This window comes from Desulfotomaculum sp. 1211_IL3151 (assembly GCF_036763075.1).
Classification (GTDB): domain Bacteria; phylum Bacillota; class Desulfotomaculia; order Desulfotomaculales; family Desulfotomaculaceae; genus Desulfotomaculum.
On sequence record NZ_JBAIYV010000035.1, the window covers coordinates 220,963 to 240,595 of the forward strand.

The following is a 19,633-nucleotide window of genomic DNA, read 5'->3' on the forward strand; positions in this document are numbered from 1 at the left end:
TAACAGATGAGAGCTTCAAATATCACTTCTAGCTAGGGCTGCAGAGAATATTTCCCTGGCAATGGGTGCTGCTATTCTGCCGCCTGAGCCTGACTTCTCCACTATCACCGCAACTGCAATTTTGGGGTTTTCTGCCGGGGCATAACCCACATACCAGGCATGGGGCTGACCTTTACCTTGGGATTCTGCGGTCTCAGCCGTGCCCGTTTTTCCTGCCACCTGAATACCTTGGATAGATGCTGCTGTTGCAGTACCCCAGTTTGTTGCTGCTATCATACCCTGGGCAATTTGTTCAGCAACTGCTGGATTTGTTGCAGTTAGCCATAAAGAGTTTTCTGTAACACTGACCGCTTTGCCATTGGGTTTTTTTATTTCTTTTACGATGTACGGCTTCATAATGGTCCCTTTATTTGCAATAGCGGCACAAGCCAAGGCCATCTGAAAGGGGCTGATTAGGGTATCACCTTGTCCAAAGGAGGATTCGGCCAATTGACTTTTATTCCTTCTCTCTTTTGCAGCAAGGGTACCTGCCCTTATTGGTATGCCAATGCTAGGTTTTTCACTTAAACCAAACTGATTAAAGGTATTCTCAAATTGCCCCCAACTGAGTTGTGATCCTTCTAGGGCAAAATATGTATTACAGGACAGAGCCAAGGCCTGGTTAAAATTCACATTATTGTGGACACCATTGTCTGCAATTCGTTGGCCATTAATCACTGCGTAGCCTGGGCACTGTATCTTATCCTGGGGCTCTAAAATCTTTTGCTCAAGAATGGCAGTACCTGTTACAACCTTAAACACCGAACCGGGCGGGTAAGCCCCTTGGGTGGCTCGGTTTAATAAAGGGGCATTGAGATGATCCTGGTTTAACTGCTGCCAAAGACCAGGGTTATCAATGGCGTTGGCATCAAAGGTCGGGAAACTGGCTAATACGAGAATTTCACCCGTTTGCGGATTCAGTGCCACCACTGCCCCCTTCCTATCCCCCAGGGCATTTAAGGCAGTCTTCTGGAGCGCTGTATCTAAAGTTAATACTAAATCATTACCCCGTGGCGTACGGTTTAATATCCCATCCAGAAGATTTTCCACCGCGTCAGCCTCTGTTAAACCGAGAAGTTCTTTACTATAGGAAGCTTCCAGGCCAAATGAACCATATCTTTGGGATACATAACCGGTTACATGGGAAAAGGGTGTCAAATTACCCTGTTTTAGATAAACACGTTCACCTGACTTACCATGCCAGACCGTTTCTGCTAATTCAATACCAGTCCGGTCATAGATGGTGCCGCGGATAATACCGGCTTCCTTAGCCGCCATTCTTTGATTTTGGGGATGTCTGGCCAGGCTTTCTCCTTCAGCCATAACCAGGTAGGTTAAATATAAGATTAAGGTAACAAAGATGAATAATAAGAAGTAACCTAATCTTTTAATATTCTCTGTCATTTCCTCCATTTACCTCGTGGGAGATGTTTAAAATTATACCAAGAATAATAAAATTAGCAATTAAAGAACTGCCGCCATAACTAACAAAGGGTAAAGTTACACCTGTCATTGGCAGAAGCTTAATCACACCTGCGATAATAATAAAGGTTTGAAGACCCATTAATAATGTCAAACCGGCAGTTAATAGCGATAAAAATTGATCCCGGCAATTTAAGGCGATCAGCAACCCCCTAAAAAGAAAACACATATATAAGACTAAGATTGCACAGCCGCCAAAAAGCCCTAACTCTTCTACAATGGCCGAAAAGATAAAATCAGTGTGCACAGCCGGGATTAAATCGGGTAATCCTTTGCCCAGGCCGGTGCCAAAGAGTCCACCTGACCCTAGGGCAAATAGGGATTGTACAATTTGATAACCGCTGCCCTCCATGTATAACCAGGGATCTAACCAAATATTCACCCGGGCTTGGACATGACTGAAAATGTAGTAAGCCAGAGTTCCTCCCATAAAAAACAGGATCAAACCAAGTATTATATATAAAACTCTTGCTGTGGCGGCATAGATCATCGCCAGGAAGGTACAAAAGTAAATGAGAGCGGTTCCTAAATCCCTTTGAAAAACTAAAATAAGCAGTGAGATGCCCCACATTCCCACTAAGGGGCCATATTCACGAATGCCAGGAATGCTTACGCCAAACATTCGTTCATTTCCATTAATTAGCATTCTGCGGTTTTCTGCCAAAAAACTGGCTAAAAACAAAACCAGAAGAATCTTGACAAATTCCGACGGTTGGACTTGAAATAAACCTAGGTTTAACCAACTGCGGGCACCGTACTGTTCTTGGCCCAAAAAAATTGGCACCACAAGTAATACCACACCTACGGCTACGTAAATGTATTTATATTCAGCCAGTTTATCTATGTGTCTAAGAATGGTAGTAACCATAACTAAGACCAGTAACCCTATTAATAACCAGGCAAATTGTCTTTCGGCATATTGGGGACGCAGTCTAAATAAAAAAATAAGTCCAATAGAGGTTAGAGCAGCAGTAATCGGCATTAAATATGGATCACAGCGAAAATCTGCTAATCTCCAGTAGATACTGACAAGACTAAAACCTGCCATCGTACCGACACTGAGAAAGGCTACAAACCACCAGAAAGGAAGTTTGGTGCCACTGCTTAAAGATAGTTCATATACCTTATTTAATTCTGGCTTTCCCAGGTAAAGGGTAATAATTCCCACTGCCAGGAAAGCTGCAATATAATACAGCAAGCTGCGTTCTTCTTTACGCAGATAAGCTAACATCAAGAGCACTCCTCTGACAAGGGGGTCGTTCCCTACATCATATTTCCACTAGAACCATGGTGATATTATCAAGGCCACCACGATCTAAAGCAATTTTCATTAATTCCCTTAGACATTTCCCGGGGTCTGACTGAGTCAAAATTATTTCCTTAATTTCCTGAGGCCTTAAATGATTTGTCAGGCCATCGGTGCAAAACAAAATCTTATCTCCGACCTGGATGTCTTTTCTGTACAAGTCTATTCTTATATTCGGTGCCGTTCCCATGGCCCTGGTTAAGACATTCTTTTGGGGATGATTGATTGCTTGTTCTTCAGTTAGTCCCCCACAACGCAGCATTTCGCCCACCAGAGAGTGGTCATTGGTAATTTGTAAAATGTCATCACTGCGGATTAAGTAAGCCCTGGAATCTCCTACATGGGCAATAATGAGTTCATTTCCTAAAATAATTCCCGCTGTTACAGTGGTACCCATACCACGAAATTGCTCATTTTCACAGGATAACTGGTATATTCTCTGGTTGGCCTCGTCCATGATACAAAGTAAATTTGTTGCCACATCTTCCTGTTCCACGCTAGAATTTTTTAACTGTTCCTTTAATAAGCTTAGGGCTGTACTACTGGCTATCTCACCAGCCCTGTGACCCCCCATACCATCAGCTACAGCAAAAAGACCAATTTCCGGACAGGCGCACATACTGTCTTCATTGCCGGCCCTAACCAGGCCAATCTCACTTATCTGACTCCATTTCATACGCCCACCTCACAAAATGAAAAATTACATCACCAATTCGAATAAGATCCCCATTTGCCAGTACCGTTTGCTTGTCTATTGGTACATCATTTAAGAATGTATGATTCAAACTATCTAAGTCCTCCAGCCAGTACTGCCCTTGCTTATAGACAATTCTAGTGTGCTCCTGGGATGCATAATGACCACTAAAAATAATATGATTGCCAGGGCCCCGTCCTAACCTTGTTTCATCACCCAGCAAAAAAACTTCACCTATTTTTATAAAATCATCACCGGAGGTTACTACTTTTAAAATAGCACCATCTCCATCGGTAATTAAATGCCTTTGACCCGGTAGGTGATTTACCGGAGGATGGTTTTCTGGATACTGCAACGAACCACTGGACCGATCGATATTTCTTATCTGTTCAATCATACTGGTAGTTAACCTAAAAATAAAAAGGTAGAGCAAAATTAAAAAAAGGGCACGTAAAATTGTTATAACGAGAGCTAACACGATTATAACTCCTTAAATATCAAAACTGTATTACCCAGGGTGATCACATCACCCGATGCTAATTTATAGGTATCAATAAGTAAACCATTGACATGGGTTCCATTGGTACTGTTAAGATCGGAGATATAGAAGCCATCATTGTTTTTTTCTATCTGGGCATGTCGCCTTGAAATACTGTTATCGTTTAAAACGATATCACAGGTATCCCGTCTTCCTATACTTGAACGAATAGCACTTAGCGGAAATTCTTTACCAAGGTCGGCACCTTCTTCTACTATCAGGCTGGCAAAGTAGATTTGTTTCAACTTGACGAGGGGTGCCGTATCAGAAAATGCTTCATAAGCCTTGGTTTCTTCATGCTTAAGGTTGTTCTCCGGTTGTGCTAGGGTTAGTGGTAAAGGGATGTCCCCACCCTCAGAAAAACCAAATTTACTTTCAACAAAAATATCGCCCGGTTCCAGTTCCGTTTGCTCTGAAAAATTAATAATGGGTGACGAAACCAAAGTATATTTCCTATCCTCCGCATTTTGCACCAGAAATTCCCCCAGCTCCTTTGTTAGAAGCAGGATCATGGGTTGAATATACAAAAAATCCGAGGGATGCAAAAGGACATGATATTCATTTGGCACATAGACATTGGAAACACTGATTCTTCGTTTATCCCGCATGGCCTTGGCTAGTTTTTTGGCGATATCTGTGGGGTGAATAGGCTTGTCAGAGCTGAATTTACCCTTAAAAAAACCCTCAATATATTTTTCTAAGCTGCTTTCCAACCCTGAAAATATACGCATAATATCACCACCATTTATTTTTCAAATCTACGCCTGAGTTGTCCGCAGGCGGCATCGATATCCGTGCCTAGTTCCCGGCGGACTGTAACATTTAGATTGGCTTTCTCTAAATAATTACGGAAACTTTCCACTCTTTCCGGTGGTGTTCTCAGAAAACCTTTTTCTTCCACCGGGTTGGCCGGGATTAGATTGACATGACACATTAGGCCCTTTAATCGCTCTGCCAACTGACGGGCATGTCGGTCACTGTCGTTTACGTCAGCCAACAGAGCATATTCGAAGGTTATGCGGCGACCGGTAATTTTGATATATTCAGAACATGCTGCCAATAACTGCTTTATATTATACTTTCTGTTCATGGGGACTAATTGATCACGCAGTTCATCATTGGGGGCGTGCAAAGATACCGCCAGGGTAATGGGGAGCTTTTTCTCTGCCAATTCCAGCATCTTTGGCACAAGTCCGCAGGTTGAAAGGGTGATATGACGATAGCCAATATTTAAGGCATACTCTGCATTGACGATTTCCAAAAATTTCATTACATTTTCATAATTGTCCAAGGGTTCCCCTGAACCCATTATAACAATATGACTGACCCTTTCCCCAGTATCCCTTTGGATGCCCATTACCTGGTCATAAATTTCCCCTGGGGTAAGATTCCTTACCAGACCATTTATGGTTGAGGCGCAGAAAAAGCAGCCCATACGGCAACCCACCTGGGTAGAAACACATACTGAATTGCCATAGGAATGTTTCATTAGTACACATTCAACTGCATTGCCATCTGACAGCCCAAATAAATATTTTCTTGTATCACCCTTTGCCGATACTTGGCTGGTTAATATGGTGGGTTGGCTCAGTTTAGCTGCTTCTGCCAGTTTGTCTCGCAAGACCTTGGGTAGGTTCGTCATTTCGGCAAAGGAGGTAACCCCCTGAGCAAAAACCCAACGACAGACCTGATCTGCCCGAAAGGGTTTTTCCCCTAGGCTTAAGAAAAACTCCTTCATTTCCTGTCGATTTAAGTCCCTTAAATTCACTTTATCCGTGATACTTCTAGGCATTTCTACTCAAATCCTTTTTTTCTCATGCGGGCTATAAAGAAGCCATCCATGCCATGAATATGGGGCAATAACATCAAAAAACCATGTTCGGCCGATTCTTCCTGGTCCAGGCCAGGTGGTAGGAATTGTCTCAGATCCCCCATGGTAAATTCGGGATGTCCCTTGAGAAAGTCTTCCACAACCCCTATGTTTTCTTCCCTTGTGATCGTACAGGTACTATAAACCAGAACTCCGCCCGGTCGTAAGCATTGGGCCGCAGATTGCAAAATCTCCTTTTGCAATCTTACGATACCTGGCAATTGACTAGGATCTTTGCGCCATCTGGCATCCGCCCTTCTTCTTAATACCCCCAGCCCGGAACAAGGTGCATCAACTAAAACATAGTCTGCCCAGCCCTGATATTTTTTGTCTAAATCTCTGGCATCGGCTACTTCGACTTGGATGGAGTGAATGCCTAGTCGTTGGCAATTTTCCATAATTAAATCTAATTTATGTTTATGTAAATCAAAGGCCATAATTTGCCCACTATCACCCATTATTTGGGCCAAATGAGTTGTTTTACCACCCGGAGCAGCTGCTACGTCCAACACCTTGGCCCCTGAGGAAGGATTTAAAACATGGGCCACCAACATGGAACTTTCATCCTGTACCTGAAATAGACCTTCCTGGAATGGCTTTAGACTCCGATAAGACAAAAAACCATGCAGATTTAAGCCTTCTGGTACATACTGGGTTTCCTTTGCTTCCACTCCTTCTTCCCTTAATCTGTCAATCAAATCCTGTCGGGATATTTTCAAAGTGTTTGTTCGCACAGTATTCGGTGCCGGACGATTATTAACTTGGCAGAGGGCAACTGTTTGCTCAAAACCATATTCCTTTAACCATCTTTCCACCAACCAGGTAGGATGTGAATATTTTAGAGCGATGTGGTCAACCGGTGACTCTTTGGGGTCTGGATAGGTCAAGCTTTGCTGTTGCCTTGCTACATTTCGTAAAACGCCATTGACAAACTTGGCTGCCCCGGCATGACCATATTTTTTAGCTAAATTTACTGATTCATTGCAGGCAGCAGAATCTGGGACCCTCGGCATAAACATAATCTGGTAAGTGCCCATTCTTAGGATGTTTCTTATGTAAATTGTTTGTGATGCCAAGGGTTGTTTAAGAAAATGGGCCAGGACCCAATCGATGGTATTGAGGTTCCTTAATATCCCGTAAACAATCTCTGTGGCAAAAGCCCGGTCTAATTTGCCGGGCTGATACTTTTCTAGTAATTTATTTAAGGCAAGGTTAGCATAAGCACCTTCATCTTCTACCGCTTTACTTACTAGAAGTGCAATTTCTCTGGCACTTATATTTTTCAATTGATCCTCTCTTCCCCTTTCCGGTTACCCAGAAAAAACTCAATCGCTTTTGACACTCCAAGTGTGGAAACCGATGTATTAATACATGGCCCAAAGGGACGATCATTCAGTACACCTAATACTGGAATTGGATTACAGTCTTGTATACCGCTGGACAGATCCCTTTCGCAGGCTATTGCTACGATGGCCTTTGGCCGATGCTCTTTAACAAGTTTGCGCGCTAGGGTCCCGCCGGTAGCAATCCCCACATGAATACCGTATTTATCCCTTAAGTCTAGTAGTTCCGAAACCTTACATTTGCCGCAGTGCTTACAATTGTTAATATCATTCGTCACCTTATGGGGACATGTGTATTCCTGAATACAATGGGGTGCTAATAATAAAATTTGCCTTGGTTCCAGATTGGGCGTATTGGTCCTAACCAGTTCATTATTTACCTCAATAAAGGAATTCTTAATTTTATCGGTATCAATTTTAAAAAGCCTGCCCAGGCCAATGGCAAAGGGAAATAATGACGACATGGCAATCCGCATCAAAGGTTGTAAAGGCTTAATCGTTTGGGCCAGCCAAATGGTTAAGACGATACCACCAAGGCCAAAGCCTACCAGAATAATGGCTAAAATAATAGCCACAACCAGGGCAACTAATACCGTTTGCTGTAACAAAGTGGTGGGATGATAGACCAGATACCAGATCGTAAAGATCGTTAGACCTACAATGACTAAGCTTGCAGCCAACAGGCCCAGGAACAATCTTTTGCGTACTTGTGGTGCCTGGACATGACTCTGTGTTATCAGTGGTCCCCCCCCCCTTCTTTTCCTAAAACCGTGCCAGGAAGTAACTGTTTGCCCCGGAGAAACTGCTCAGCCTCCATCCTTTTACTACCCTGAAGCTGTAATTCTTTAATCAAAATTTGGCCTTGTCCGGCTTGTACCAAGATACCTGAAGAATTCGTTTCTAAGACTGTACCTGGTTCAGCAGCATTATTCCCTTGGGGAGGCAGGGCTGTGCGCCATATCTTTAATATTTTATCTCCCCAAGTTGTATAAGTGACAGGCCAGGGGTTCATGCCCCGCACATGATTATGAATCTTGTTAGCACCAGTATGCCATTGAATTAACTCGTTTTCCTTCTTTAACATCGGTGCATAGGTGGCCAAATCATTATTTTGGGGTGTCCTGGGTGTCCGATTTTGTTCCAGTAAGCGAGTGGTTTCTAATAATAATTCTGCCCCCTGGGCCGCCAATTTATCATGTATTTCTCCCACGGTATCCTCTGAACCGATGGACAGATAACTTTTCAGGATCATGTCGCCGGTATCCATTCCCTTATCCATATACATGGTTGTAACCCCGGTTTCTGTCTCTCCATTAATGATAGCCCAGTGGATGGGAGCTGATCCTCGATAATAGGGTAATATGGATGCATGGACGTTAATGCAACCCTTAGGAGGCAAGTCCAGCAACTCCGACGGTAATATTTTTCCATAGGCCACTACGATAATGCATTCCGGATTAATTTCTTGCATTATTTGTAAAAATTCATTTGTCCTAACACTGGTTGGCTGAAGAACAGGTAAATCATAGGCCTCAGCCAAAACCTTGACAGGTGGTGCTTGCACCTGTTTTCCCCTGCCTTTTGGTTTGTCAGGTTGGGTAACTACCGCCACCACTTGTTGTCCTGCCTCAAGCAAGGCTTTTAATGATACTGCAGCAAAATCAGGCGTTCCCATAAATACAATGCGCATGTTAATACCCCTAACTACTCAACCTTACGGAGATTACTTGCTTTATCAACAAAGATAACTCCTTCCAGGTGATCAATCTCGTGCTGGAAGGCCCGGGCCAGAAAACCTTTAACCCGATAGACCACTTCTTCACCTCTGCGATTAAGCCCTTTGGCTACCAGTATATCCGCTCTGGCTACTTCCCCAACCATATTGGGCACTGAAAGACATCCCTCATCATCTACCACGGTGGGACCAGAGGCTTCTAAGATCTCTGGATTGACTAATTCGATCAGACCCTCTCCGATATCTATGACGATAACCCTCTTAGAAACCCCAATTTGCGGCGCAGCCAAACCCACCCCTTTGGCTGCATACATGGTATCAGCCATATTATCCAGTAGTTTATGAATATTTGGTGTAACCTCTTTCACCGGTTTGGCTTTTTCCCTTAAAACCTCATCACCGATTTCGACGATTTTGTATACTGCCATTGTCTATTTCCCTCCACTATTGACGCAAGCTTATTTGCTTATTGATTTGCAACTATGTGGCCATGGGCCATGGCCGATGGCCACAAGCGAATGGCTATATCGTCAACGGATCCACATCAATGCTAACCGTGACTTGTTTATAACGAATGCCCAATTGTTCCAAAACAAGGGTAACTATTTTTCGCAGGTCCCGGCTTACCGGACCTCTTAATAGTAGTTGCCACCTGTAACGATCATTAATCCTGGTTATGCCGGCAGGTGCAGGCCCGAGGATATCGATGTTTGACAAATCCGTTTCTTGCCTTGTTTTAGATAAGCGTTCCAGCCAAACCTGGGCTGCACTGAGTACATCCCCTTCATTTACGCCTGAAAACATGATTCGAATGATAAAACTAAAGGGCGGATAGTATAAGGTTCTTCTCGTTGCCATTTCCTTTTGAAAAAAGTGAATAAAATCATGCTGTTGGGCGTGTAAAATACTATAATGCTCTGGGTCATAGGTTTGAATAATTACCTCGCCCTCAATTTCCCCCCGACCGGCACGCCCCGCAACTTGGGTTAACAATTGAAAGGTTCTTTCGGCTGCCCGGAAATCAGGCATGTGCAGTGTTATATCCGCACTGACTACCCCAACCAGTGTTACTTGTGGTATATCTAAACCCTTGGCAATCATTTGCGTACCCACTAATACCTGCGCATCGCCGCCAATGAATTGGTCAAGTAACTTTTGGTGCGAACCTTTGCGGGTGGTAGTATCCGCATCCATTCTAAGTACTTTGATGCTGGGAAAAAGCTTTTTAATTTCTTCCTCTACCCTTTGAGTTCCCAAGCCAAAGTTTCGGATGACGCTACTGGCACAGGAAGGACATTTTTGAGGAATTCGACTGCCATAGCCGCAGTAATGACATCTTAATAATCCGTCTTTGTGGAGAGTCAAAGATATATCACAATGGGGGCACTTAATGACCTGTCCACAATGATGACATACAACAACCGAGGCGTAACCCCGTCGATTTAAGAATATAATACTTTTCTCATTTTTTTCAATACGTTCTGACAAAGCATGGATAAAAAGTCGACTAAAAATACCTTTATTGCCTGAAGCAAACTCCTTGCGAAGATCAACAATGTGAACCACTGGCATTTTTCTTTGGTCCACTCGCTTTGTAAGTCGAATAAGCTGATAAGGGCCACCGGGGCGGGCTCGACAATAACTTTCAATGGCCGGTGTTGCACTGCCCAGTACAACCACTGCTTTATGTTGGGCAGCCCTCTGTAAAGCCACTTCCCTGGCATGGTATTTAGGACTTTCGTCCTGTTTATAGGAGGATTCATGCTCCTCATCAATAATGATGACCCCCGGATTCGGCAGTGGTGCAAAGATAGCAGAACGTGCTCCCAAAACAACCCTAGCTTCTCCGTTACGCAGACGTGCCTTTTCGGCATATCTTTCCCCCTGGGATAAGGCACTATGTAACAAGGCCACCTGACTACCAAAACGCAATTTAAATCTTTGCACCATTTGAGGAGTAAGGGAAATCTCTGGTACTAGAACAATGGCTTGACGGTTTTGTCCCAGCGCCTCCTCAATAATCCTCAGGTACACTTCTGTTTTACCACTGCCGGTTACTCCATGCAAAAGCCAGGCAGATGGTTTTTCTTCTTTCAATGCCTGACTGATTTGTGTTACAGCTATTGCTTGTTCCTTTGTAAGGTTTGGTTTAGGGCCTAGATACTTATCGTCTTCTGCTCCTGTTAATTCTGTTTCTTTTAGTAAGCCTTTATCAATTAAAGCATTTATAATGGCTGGTGAGGTATTTGCTTCTTTGGCCAACTCCTGTTTATTTAGTCCTGGTTGCCTAAGAGCCACCTCAAGGGCAATTTTTTGCTTGGGGGCCCTTGCCAGCCCAATAAGAAAATCATTTCCTACCGTTGGGATTAATCCTTTTTTTCTTTTTTCTATCTTTAGGCTGCCAACAGATGATCCGGCAATCGTTTGGATCGCATCACCTAAGCTGCATAAATACCGCTGTACCATCCATTGGGCTGTTTTATATAGCTCCGTATCTAAAAAGGGTTCCCTTTCGATCATACGTTTTATATTCTTTATATTCTTAAAGGCAGGGGGATCGCCAAAACCGATAACAAACCCCTGTATGAACCTACCAGAAAAGGGTACCTCGACCCGGCTGAACATTTTTAGTTCGCCCTGAAGGGCCTCCGGTACCCCGTAATGAAAGGTTTGATAGAGGGAGCGAACCGGTACAGGAACAGCCACCTCCGCATATAGCATGCTAATTTTCCCCCCGGCGGGCCCTTAATACCTTGATCGCTCGGTCCAGTATTTCCTGGGCCACCTGTTCTTTTGCCATTTTAGAAAGTGGTTCAATCGTTCCGTCAGCCCAGAAGATGCGTACAATATTTGTATTACAATCAAATCCAGCTCCAGGTAGGGTAACATCGTTGGCAATTAATAGATCTAGGTTTTTCTTCTCCAGTTTACTTTGTGCATAACGCTCAAGATTATGGGTCTCCGCAGCAAAGCCAACCAGTACTTGTTGATCCTTTTTACGAGTTCCCAATTCACCTAGTATATCTGGGTTTTTTTGCAACGGGATGGACATGTTGTCTGCTTGTTTTTTAATTTTATGATCGCTTATTTCCATCGGACCATAATCAGCCACTGCCGCAGCCTTGATAATAAGATCAGAATGATCAGAATGCTTCAAAACAGCATCGCGCATCTCAACTGCTGTTTCAACCCTTATCTTATCGATTGCATTCGGTGCATTTAAATTAGTTGGTCCACTAACCAAAGTAACCTGAGCACCACGCAGAGCCGCACCCTTTGCCAGGGCATAACCCATTTTGCCTGAACTACGGTTGGTTAGATAACGAACGGGATCAAGGGGTTCCCTGGTTGGACCAGCGGTAACCAGAACCCTTAACCCCGCCAGATCCTGGGGGGTTAACATTTGCTCAATGTTATATACTATCTCAGCTAGTTCGGCCAGTCTCCCTTTGCCCGTGGTACCACAGGCCAATGGTCCGATAGAAGGTTCCACAAAATGGCAGCCGTACTCCTTAAGTTTACCTATGTTTAATTGCAATATGGGGTTGTTATACATTGCAACATTCATGGCTGGACAGAACAATACTGGACAGGTGGCAGCCATCAGCAATGTGGAAACCAGATCATCCGCTATGCCATTGGCTGCTTTGCCAATTATATTTGCCGTAGCTGGAACAATGATCAGCAAATCGGTGTTTTGGGCTAAATCGATGTGTAAAACGCCACCAGCAAAACCATTTGGGAAGAGGTCTGTATGTACCGGATTGCCTGAAAGTGTTTCCAAAGTAAGAGGTGTAATAAATTTCTGGGCCGCTGAGGTCATGGCAACCCGCACATTAGCACCAGCTTTTACCAAGGAGCTAACCAGATCAGCCGTTTTATAAGCTGCAATACCACCGGTAATCCCTACGGTAATTTTTTTTCCTGTCAGCAACGATAACACCTCCGTTACTTATGACCTTCTTTGACACGTCGATATAGGATATCTCCATCGGCAAGCTCTTCCAAAGCCAGTGTTACCGGCTTAATAGCTAACGGTGAATTTGTTTCAATTTCTTCTTCAGTAAGTCTACGTGCCCTTTTTGCCGCAGCAACAACTAAGGTATAACGACTATCTACCTTCGTCATTAATTCATCCAGCGTAGGTCGATTCATCATGGTAATTACCCCACTTATAAGTATTTAGCCTTGCATAAATTTACCAATGTCGAAATTAAAGGGTCTGCACTTTTCGGCTTTGATGATACTCTCGATTTGTTCAATCGATTCCTCAACTGTATCATTAACAATAAGGTAATCGTATTTTTTCGTGTTGGCAAGTTCTTCGCAAACACATTTTAACCGTTTGTTAATAACTTCCTCTGAATCTGTGCCTCGTTTTATCAGTCTTTCCCTTAACAAGGATAGACCCGGTGGCACCACAAAAATCAATACCCCACGGGGGTATTTTTCTTTTATCTGTAAGGCTCCTTGAATATCAATCTCTAGCACTACATTCTGTCCATTGGACAACTTATCGTCCACAAAATGTTTAGGTGTTCCATAGTAATTATCGTAAACCTTTGCATATTCCAACAATTTGTCTTCGGCCAACATGGTTTCAAAATTATCTTTATTAATAAAGAAATAGTTTACTCCATCCACTTCACCGGGTCTTGGTGCCCTTGTTGTACAAGAAATGGAAAGGCAAAGATTCTTATTTTTATTGAGCAATCCCTGACATATGGTACCTTTTCCTGCGCCTGAAGGTCCTGATATAACGATTAGTAATCCTTGCCTAGTCATATTTTCACCTAGTCCGTAGGTTCGTCAACCTGTGTAGCTTCTTTACTTACCAGACGATTGGCCACAGTTTCTGGCTGCACAGCAGACAAGATGACATGATCACTATCGGTGATTATTACGGCCCGGGTACGACGGCCATAGGTGGCATCAATCAACATGCCCCTATCCCTGGCTTCAGTAATAATGCGTTTTATAGGAGCGGATTCGGGGCTAACAATAGCAATAATGCGATTAGCTGAAACAATATTGCCAAAGCCAATATTTATAAGCTTAATATCCATGTTTCGTTCCCCCTATTACATTATTCAATATTTTGGACTTGTTCTCTTATTTTTTCAAGTTCACTTTTGGCGTTAACAACAGCATTTGTAATTGCTAAATCATTAGCCTTGGAACCAATTGTATTAATTTCCCGGTTCATTTCTTGAACGAGAAAATCAAGTTTTCTCCCCACAGAACCGCCTTCTGAGAGAAATTGGTCCAATTGCAACAAATGGCTGTTTAATCGTACAATTTCTTCTGATATGTCTGCTCTGTCTGCAAAGATTGCTATTTCTGCTGCTAGGCGGGTTTCGTCAATGATGCCATTATCCAGCCACTCTGATAGTCTTTGGGACAATTTGTCTCTGTATTCTTGTACAACAAGGGGGGCTCTTTCTGTTATTTTCATGGTAAGATGCCCGATGGTAGCCTTCCTGTTCAAGATATCTTCCTTTAGACGTTCTCCTTCAGTTTGACGCATGGCTAGAAGTGCCTCTAGGGCTTGCTCAGTGGCTTCCTGTATAGCTGGGTACCATAGTTCCAGGTTTTCTTCCGGTTGCTCAAGAGAAATAACGTTTGGCAGTGATATTAGGTCCTTTATAGAGATCTTCTCTTTAATAGACAGGTATTCCGCCAATTCCTCCATTGAATTATGATACGCCACTGCTAAAGCTTTGTCAACTTTTACCGAAGGGGTGATTTCACCCGTCTCTTCTATTGAAATATATCCATCCACACGCCCACGGGTAACTTTGGCCTGGATACTGCGTTTTATTTTATCTTCTATGGGGGTTAGGGATCTGGGTTGCCGAAGAAATACTTCACAATAACGGTTGTTTACAGACTTTAGTTCCACTGTAAACCTACGGCCCTCTATAGATGCCTCACCTCGGCCGTACCCTGTCATACTTTTTATCAATTTTCCACCACCTACTTTTTAATATATCATCATTTCTACCTAAAACTAGATTATCCTTTAATTCTTAAGAAAAATCACGTAAGGTAAAGCAATAGGGCCAGTACTGGGTTATAACCCTATTTTTCATAGTTATACCCAAACTGGCCCTATTATTAGCCGTCCGTTTTTTTCGTGTTTTACTTTGGGATCATTTTGGTTATTGCATCAGCGGGGGGGATAGCACCTGCAAATTCGGCGAGTTCTCTTTCCAAAGAAGGCCAAGACAGGACTCAAGGGGACAGTTCTTTTGCGTCTAGGACTAATGCGATTAAGCCCATGGCCTAAAAAGACTGACGGCTATGAATCAATCCTTTCATAGGGTGAACTTTCATCATCCACACCCTTAAAGGACTCATAAATAACTCCCTCTTCATCTATTTCATAAGGTACTAGGTCAGGATCTTCAAAGGTATCCAGGTGTTCCTCGACAATCATTTCCTTATCACCGTAGTAGGAGCCAGCCTGGGACCACTCCGCGTGTTCGTTCCAGATGGCTACGCTCTCCCAGGCATCTTCGCCATCGAAACCATTATAATCATCATCATCTTTCCAAGTGCGGGCAAAGGGAACTTCCAGGATATCTTCCTCCGCTGTCCTCTCATGGGGTTTAGGCAGGTGCTCATCCCTGGATTTGCAGTCGATACATTGGGTCGTATAGGGCACTGCTGCTAGTCTGGCGGGGGAAATCTCCTTGTAACACACTTCACACAGCCCATACTTTCCTGCTGCCATTTTATCCAAAGCATCATCGATGGCACCCACCATGGTCATGGCATCTTCCCGCAGAGCAAAGTCTTTACCCCTTTCAAACATCTCCGTTCCAACATCACCGGGATGATTGTCATAGGTGGATAATTCACTAATGGAGCTGGACATGGATTCTCCCATGCCACCTTCATTCATTCCTTCAATCCGTTCTAACATATTTCCCCGCATAGCTAAAAGCTCATTTTTAAATTTAGCCAATTGTTCTGGTGTCAGCAATTTAGTACCCCCAATTCATTAGAACCTTGTAATTAAAAAGAAAAACCCAGACAAATTTAAGATTAATTTGCCCAGGTCCTTTTTAAAATACACTTATTGGGGGGAAAGAGTATTATTGCAGCTCTGCTAGGAATTTTTCAATCCGGTCTAATCCCTCTTTGATATTCTCCATGGAAGTGGCATAGGATAAACGAATATTATCATCCGATCCAAAGGCAACTCCCGGCACCACTGCTACCTCTGCTATCTCTAGTAAAAGGTTAGCTAATTCTGCACCATCATTTATTGCTTTGCCTTGATAGCTTTTGCCAAAATAAGCACTAACATCCGGGAAGAGGTAGAAAGCACCATTTGGCTTGGGACAGGTTACCCCTGCTATTGAAGTTAACCGCTCTAACATGTAGTCGCGACGTTTTTCAAATTCTGCCACCATCTCAGACACTGTCTCTTGAGGGCCGCTGAGTGCCACGACACTGGCCACTTGGGAGATCGATGTCGGGTTGGAGGTAGAGTGTGATTGCAAGTCGCTGATGGCCTTGGCCACAGGGGCAGGAGCAGCACAGTAGCCAATCCGCCAACCAGTCATGGCGTAGGCCTTCGATACGCCGTTAATGACGACGGTATTTTCCTTCAGCTCGGGGCTAATGGCAGCGATACTAACATGTTCTAAGCCATCATATAACAGTTTTTCATAAATTTCATCGGAAACAATGGTAATGTTATGTTTGGTCAAAACTTCTCCCAAGGCAGCTAGTTCTTCACGAGAATAAACTGAACCAGTGGGATTACTGGGACTGTTGAGCAGTAATACCTTTGTTTTAGGGGTAACCGCTTGCTCCAATTCCTTGGGGGTTAGTTTGAAATCATTTTCCTGTCTGGTAGGTAAAATTACAGGCTCGGCACCAGAAAGTTTAATTTGTTCAATGTAGCTGACCCAATAAGGGGCAGGTAAAATTACTTCGTCACCTGGCTCACACAGTACCTGAAAGGCATTATATAGGGAATGTTTAGCACCTACGGAAACGGTAATTTGATTTGTTTGATACTCCAAGCCATTTTCTCTAAAAAGCTTATCAACAATGGCCTGCTTTAACTTCAGGGTGCCTCCCGCAGGGGTATAGCGAGTTTCCCCAGCCTTAATGGCCTCTATGGCTGCGGCTTTGATATTTTCAGGTGTTTCAAAATCTGGTTCACCAACACCAAAGTTGATAACTTTAATACCAGCTGCTTTCATTTGTTTGGCTTTGCCATCAATGGCAAAGGTTGGTGAAGGACTGATATTTACTGCCCTTTGTGCTAATTTCATAAGTATTCTCTCCCAGTTTATATATTTGCCATGAGCCATGGGCCTTGAGCTATTATTTATGTAAAAGAAATAAAGATTAAGAGCCAAAGGCTAACGGCTAAGAGCTAAAGCTCATGCCGTGAAAAGTATAACAATTTACTAGGGGTTATTTCAACACCGCAACGGGTTGTATATTGTATTTTTGCAAAAACAGCACTCAAAAAAGACCAAAACCACGACTCATGGCCATTTTTGGGCTGACGTCTACTATCATACCACATTTACAATATTTTTAGATCAATCAACGTCTAAAGTTGTCACATTTTTGTAGACGATGGTACAGTAAACTGATAGAATCTAGTAAATGTGAAAATTTTGGTAATGTTTACTTAAGGAGGCAATAGCGTGGCCAATTGTTGGGATTATTTGAAATGCCCTGAAGAAAGGAAGGCGGCATGCCCCGCTTTTACTAAGGGACTAGGTAATGACTGTTGGAAAGTCGCAAGTACCCTTTGTAGGGGTGAGGTTCAAGGAACGGTGGCCCAAAAAATTCCCTTTTGCAGGGAATGCAATTTTTTTAATCATAATACGATCAACAATCGATATCCGATCAAAAGGAAACTTTTTATTGGTTTTGGTTTAGTCCTTATATTACTTATCCTCGTGGGCAGCTTATCCTACCGAAATATGCAAACAATTAAGGCCAATTATGATCAACTAATTGAACAACGGGTGCTGGTCATTAATGAAACCAATGAATCCCTTATTCTCTTACAAAAATCCGGTCTGGATTTAAGAAACTATCTCTTAACGGGTGATACGGATTACCTGAGTCAACATACTGAGAAAATTTCCGAAATGAACGCCTCCCTGACACAACTCAGATCTAAATTACAGACCGAGAAGGGTAAAGAATTATATAACGAATATGATCGCCATGTTTCAATTTATAAAGCCTATGCAGGTAATTTAATTAATCTTAGACAAACTCCCCCCAGCAAAGAAGCGTCAGAAGAACGAATGGATAAAGACAACATCCCAGTGGAATTCACTATTCTACAATCTCTTCAGGAGCAAACCTTAAAGGATAAAGGTACAGTGGGTAACACGGTAAAAGCCGGACAAAATTTAATTGCCTACGTCAATGAGTTAGTACAAACAGAACATGCCAGTGTTAACCAAGCCGTTGATGACGTAATTAAGACGATCAGCATAATTATTGCCTTTGCCCTGCTTATGGGACTTGCTATTGCCTTCTATGTCTCAAATATCATTGCTAAACCCCTTATTCTTTTGGAACAAAGTGTGGCCAAAATTGCCGAAGGGGATTTAACAGGTGATGAAATTAAAATAAGTAATCGCGACGAAATAGGTACCCTGGCCCTTGCCTTTAATCAAATGTCCATATCCTTGAAGGATCTGGTACATCATATTAGCGACAAAGCAATAACCATATCGGCAGCCAGCCAAGAACTAACTTCCAGTACCCAGCAATCTTCTGTATCAGCCTACGAAGAATCTTCTACCTTGACTGAACTGGCAGCCACTGTAGAAAAAGTAAACGAAAACACGGTCCGGGTGCAAGCATCCTCCGAAACAGCAAGTCAATCCGCAGCGAATGGCCGACAAGAGCTAAAGCAAATTGAGTTGCAGATGGAATCCATCAAAGGTTCCACAGAAAATGTTGCAGGAGTTATTCAAGAGCTGGATAACACTTCTGGCCGTATTACACAAATAGTAGAAATCATTACACAAATAGCCGATCAAACCAACCTATTAGCCTTAAATGCTGCCATTGAAGCAGCCAGAGCCGGTGACCAAGGACGAGGCTTTGCCGTGGTGGCTGAAGAAGTAAGAAAACTAGCAGAAAAAAGTGCCACTGCCGCAAAGGAGATTAAGTCATTAATTTCCACTATGCAGTCTGAATCCAAAAATGCCGTCAAAACCATGGCCTTTGAACAGGAAGAGGTTGCTAAGGGCAGTGTCATCGTCCATCAGGTGGCCAATTCCTTCCAGAAGATATTGCTATCTATCCAAGAACTAAATACACAAATACAAGATGTTGCAATTTCTACCCAACAAATTTCCTCAGGCGTACAAAACATCGCCGGAACCGCCCAAGAACAATCTGCCATCATGGAAGAACTGACCGCTTCCAGCGAGACACTGGCCAATATGGCGGAGGAATTAAAGGATACTGCCGGGCGGTTTAGGATATAGCTGTTGGCCTTGGGCCATTTTTAGGATAGTTTAGGATAGTTCAACATGCCGCCCGCGGCACCAGCAGAGAATGAATGAGCACAAGGGGACGGTTCTTTTGTGTTGTTCTATAGAACAACACAAAAGAACCGTC

19 protein-coding genes are annotated in these 19,633 nt (G+C 43.2%); 1 reads left to right on the forward strand and 18 read right to left on the reverse strand.

What is annotated here, in order from left to right; all coding sequences use genetic code 11:
* Positions 1 to 15: 15 nt before the first annotated feature.
* From V6C11_RS09260 to V6C11_RS09345, 18 genes are all read right to left on the reverse strand, one after another.
* Positions 16 to 1,443 (reverse strand): peptidoglycan D,D-transpeptidase FtsI family protein, encoded by a 1,428-nt coding sequence (locus V6C11_RS09260; protein WP_333530857.1) that lies wholly within the window; start codon positions 1,441 to 1,443, stop codon positions 16 to 18.
* A complete protein-coding gene (locus V6C11_RS09265) occupies positions 1,427 to 2,752 on the reverse strand; it encodes an FtsW/RodA/SpoVE family cell cycle protein (RefSeq protein WP_333530858.1) in 1,326 nt (441 codons plus the stop codon). Before V6C11_RS09265 ends, V6C11_RS09260 begins: the two co-directional genes overlap by 17 nt.
* A gap of 37 nt (positions 2,753 to 2,789) precedes the next feature.
* Complete coding sequence (locus tag V6C11_RS09270; RefSeq protein ID WP_333530859.1) at positions 2,790 to 3,503, reverse strand: Stp1/IreP family PP2C-type Ser/Thr phosphatase; 714 nt, start codon at positions 3,501 to 3,503, stop codon at positions 2,790 to 2,792.
* Positions 3,481 to 3,999 carry an FHA domain-containing protein gene (locus V6C11_RS09275; protein ID WP_333530860.1) on the reverse strand — a complete coding sequence of 173 codons (519 nt, stop codon included), beginning with the start codon at positions 3,997 to 3,999 and terminating at the stop codon, positions 3,481 to 3,483. The genes V6C11_RS09270 and V6C11_RS09275 overlap by 23 nt, the downstream gene beginning before the upstream one ends.
* Positions 4,000 to 4,001: 2 nt before the next feature.
* Positions 4,002 to 4,790 carry a DUF3662 and FHA domain-containing protein gene (locus V6C11_RS09280; protein WP_333530862.1) on the reverse strand — a complete coding sequence of 263 codons (789 nt, stop codon included), beginning with the start codon at positions 4,788 to 4,790 and terminating at the stop codon, positions 4,002 to 4,004.
* Positions 4,791 to 4,804: 14 nt separating this feature from the next.
* Positions 4,805 to 5,851 (reverse strand): 23S rRNA (adenine(2503)-C(2))-methyltransferase RlmN, encoded by a 1,047-nt coding sequence (rlmN, locus tag V6C11_RS09285; RefSeq protein ID WP_333530863.1) that lies wholly within the window; start codon positions 5,849 to 5,851, stop codon positions 4,805 to 4,807.
* A gap of 2 nt (positions 5,852 to 5,853) precedes the next feature.
* On the reverse strand, positions 5,854 to 7,215 hold the full coding sequence (rsmB, locus tag V6C11_RS09290; protein WP_333530864.1) for a 16S rRNA (cytosine(967)-C(5))-methyltransferase RsmB: 1,362 nt from the start codon (positions 7,213 to 7,215) through the stop codon (positions 5,854 to 5,856).
* Positions 7,212 to 7,952 (reverse strand): DUF116 domain-containing protein, encoded by a 741-nt coding sequence (locus V6C11_RS09295; RefSeq protein ID WP_442886060.1) that lies wholly within the window; start codon positions 7,950 to 7,952, stop codon positions 7,212 to 7,214. The genes rsmB and V6C11_RS09295 overlap by 4 nt, the downstream gene beginning before the upstream one ends.
* Before the next feature lie 56 nt (positions 7,953 to 8,008).
* Positions 8,009 to 8,962 (reverse strand): methionyl-tRNA formyltransferase, encoded by a 954-nt coding sequence (fmt, locus tag V6C11_RS09300; RefSeq protein ID WP_333530865.1) that lies wholly within the window; start codon positions 8,960 to 8,962, stop codon positions 8,009 to 8,011.
* A gap of 14 nt (positions 8,963 to 8,976) precedes the next feature.
* On the reverse strand, positions 8,977 to 9,435 hold the full coding sequence (gene def, locus V6C11_RS09305; protein ID WP_333530866.1) for a peptide deformylase: 459 nt from the start codon (positions 9,433 to 9,435) through the stop codon (positions 8,977 to 8,979).
* Between the two features lie 94 nt (positions 9,436 to 9,529).
* Positions 9,530 to 11,728 (reverse strand): primosomal protein N', encoded by a 2,199-nt coding sequence (priA, locus tag V6C11_RS09310; protein ID WP_333530867.1) that lies wholly within the window; start codon positions 11,726 to 11,728, stop codon positions 9,530 to 9,532.
* 1 nt (position 11,729) lies between these two features.
* Positions 11,730 to 12,941, reverse strand: coding sequence for a bifunctional phosphopantothenoylcysteine decarboxylase/phosphopantothenate--cysteine ligase CoaBC (gene coaBC, locus V6C11_RS09315; protein ID WP_333530868.1), 1,212 nt, complete (start codon positions 12,939 to 12,941; stop codon positions 11,730 to 11,732).
* A gap of 14 nt (positions 12,942 to 12,955) precedes the next feature.
* Positions 12,956 to 13,165: a DNA-directed RNA polymerase subunit omega gene (gene rpoZ / locus V6C11_RS09320; RefSeq protein ID WP_333530870.1), complete on the reverse strand. Its 210-nt coding sequence runs from the start codon at positions 13,163 to 13,165 to the stop codon at positions 12,956 to 12,958.
* 24 nt (positions 13,166 to 13,189) lie between these two features.
* The gene (gene gmk, locus V6C11_RS09325) at positions 13,190 to 13,792 is read right to left on the reverse strand and encodes a guanylate kinase (RefSeq protein ID WP_333530871.1); all 603 of its coding nucleotides are present in this window, start codon (positions 13,790 to 13,792) and stop codon (positions 13,190 to 13,192) included.
* Between the two features lie 8 nt (positions 13,793 to 13,800).
* Complete coding sequence (remA, locus tag V6C11_RS09330; RefSeq protein WP_333530872.1) at positions 13,801 to 14,073, reverse strand: extracellular matrix/biofilm regulator RemA; 273 nt, start codon at positions 14,071 to 14,073, stop codon at positions 13,801 to 13,803.
* 20 nt (positions 14,074 to 14,093) lie between these two features.
* Complete coding sequence (locus tag V6C11_RS09335) at positions 14,094 to 14,972, reverse strand: YicC/YloC family endoribonuclease (RefSeq protein WP_333530873.1); 879 nt, start codon at positions 14,970 to 14,972, stop codon at positions 14,094 to 14,096.
* Between the two features lie 336 nt (positions 14,973 to 15,308).
* Positions 15,309 to 15,995 (reverse strand): TraR/DksA C4-type zinc finger protein, encoded by a 687-nt coding sequence (locus tag V6C11_RS09340; RefSeq protein ID WP_333530874.1) that lies wholly within the window; start codon positions 15,993 to 15,995, stop codon positions 15,309 to 15,311.
* 112 nt (positions 15,996 to 16,107) lie between these two features.
* Positions 16,108 to 17,301: a pyridoxal phosphate-dependent aminotransferase gene (locus V6C11_RS09345; protein WP_333530875.1), complete on the reverse strand. Its 1,194-nt coding sequence runs from the start codon at positions 17,299 to 17,301 to the stop codon at positions 16,108 to 16,110.
* Positions 17,302 to 17,685: 384 nt separating this feature from the next.
* On the opposite strand from V6C11_RS09345, the gene V6C11_RS09350 reads away from it, so the two are divergent.
* Positions 17,686 to 19,500, forward strand: a complete 1,815-nt coding sequence (locus V6C11_RS09350; protein ID WP_333530876.1) for a methyl-accepting chemotaxis protein — start codon at positions 17,686 to 17,688, stop codon at positions 19,498 to 19,500.
* Positions 19,501 to 19,633 lie beyond the last annotated feature (133 nt).